Here is a 1,911-nt window from a genome sequence, read left to right on the forward strand (position 1 = left end):
TCGCCGACGCCGTCGATGTCGAGCGAGACGAATGGGTCCTGCTCGATGATGCCCTTCTGGCGGTAGGTCTCCAGGAACGAGGCCGCATCGTCGCGCGAGATGCCAAAGGTGGTCTGGGTGAGATCGTTGGTGCCGAAGGAAAAGAACTCGGCCGATTCGGCGATGACATGGGCACGGATCGCCGCGCGAGGCAGCTCAATCATGGTTCCGGTCAGATAGTCGATCTTGACGCCGGTCTCCTCCATGACGCTTTTGGCGACTGCATCGATACGCGCCTTCACATAATCGAGTTCCTTCACCAGGCCGACCAGCGGCACCATGATCTCGGGCACGACCAGCGCGCCGGCTTTCTTGCCGGCCTCGACGGCGGCCTCGAAAATGGCGCGCGCCTGCATCTCGGCAATCTCCGGATAGGAGACGGCCAGCCGGCAGCCGCGATGGCCGAGCATCGGGTTGAATTCGTGCAAGGCCTCGGTACGCTGCCTGAGTTTGTCGGGCGATACATTCATGACGGCCGCGACCTCGGCGATTTCGGCTTCGGTCTTGGGCAGGAATTCGTGCAGCGGCGGATCGAGCAGGCGGATCGTCACCGGAAGGCCGGCCATGATCTCGAACAATTCCAGGAAATCCGAGCGCTGCATGGGCAGAAGCTTGGCAAGGGCGGCGCGCCGCTCCTTCTCGGTGTCGGCCAGGATCATCTCACGCATGGCGACGATGCGCTCGCCGTCGAAGAACATGTGTTCGGTGCGACAGAGACCGATGCCTTCGGCGCCGAAAGAACGGGCCATGCGGGCATCGAGCGGCGTTTCGGCGTTGGTGCGCACCTTCATGCGGCGCACCGCGTCAGCCCATTCCATGATGGCGGCGAAATCGCCTGACAGTTCGGGCTGCAGCATCGATACGGCGCCCTTCAACACCTGGCCATTGCTGCCATCGATGGTGATGATGTCGCCCTTGCGGAACGTCTGTCCCATCGAGAGCAGCGTGCCGGCCTTGTAGTCGACGCGCAGCGAGCCGGCGCCAGACACGCAAGGCTTGCCCATCCCGCGCGCGACGACGGCGGCATGGCTGGTCATGCCGCCGCGCGTCGTCAGGATGCCTTCGGCCGCATGCATGCCGTGGATGTCCTCAGGGCTGGTCTCGATACGCACCAGGATCGCCTTGCGGCCTTGCGTCTTCAGATCCTCRGCATCGCCGGAGGAAAAGACGATCTCGCCGGTGGCAGCTCCCGGCGACGCCGGCAGGCCGACGCCGATGACGTCGCGCGCGGCCTTCGGGTCGATCGTTGGGTGCAGCAACTGGTCGAGCGAGGCGGGGTCGATGCGCGCGACGGCTTCCTCCTTCGTGATCAGGCCGTCCCTTGCCATTTCGACCGCAATCTTCAGCGCCGCCTTGGCGGTACGCTTGCCCGACCGGGTCTGCAGCATCCACAATTTGCCGCGCTCGATGGTGAATTCGAGATCCTGCATGTCGCGGTAGTGCTTTTCCAGACTGTCGGAGACGGTGACGAAGGACTGGAAGGCGTCCGGCATCAGCTTCTGCAGTGAAGGCTTGTCGGAGCCGGCGGCGATGCGCGCGGCCTCGGTGATATTCTGCGGCGTGCGGATGCCGGCGACGACATCCTCACCCTGCGCGTTGACCAGAAACTCGCCATAGAGCTGCTTTTCGCCGGTCGACGGGTTGCGGGTGAATGCGACGCCGGTGGCCGAGGTCTCGCCCATATTGCCGAACACCATGGCCTGGACATTGACCGCCGTGCCCCAGCTTTCGGGGATGTCGTGCAGACGCCGATAGGTGATGGCGCGGTTGTTCATCCAGCTCGAGAACACCGCACCGATGGCGCCCCAGAGCTGTTCGTTCGGATCCTGCGGGAAGGGTTTGCCGAGTTCCTCCTCCACCTTGGCCTTGTAG

At 64.0% G+C, this 1,911-nt stretch carries 1 protein-coding gene; it reads right to left on the bottom strand.

Annotated elements, in window-relative coordinates; genetic code table 11:
• Positions 1–1,911 (bottom strand): pyruvate, phosphate dikinase (ppdK, locus tag AC1DX0_RS35320; protein ID WP_477359074.1); only part of this gene is annotated, 1,911 nt, incomplete at both ends.

Source organism: Mesorhizobium sp. P3_A9, assembly GCF_056402975.1.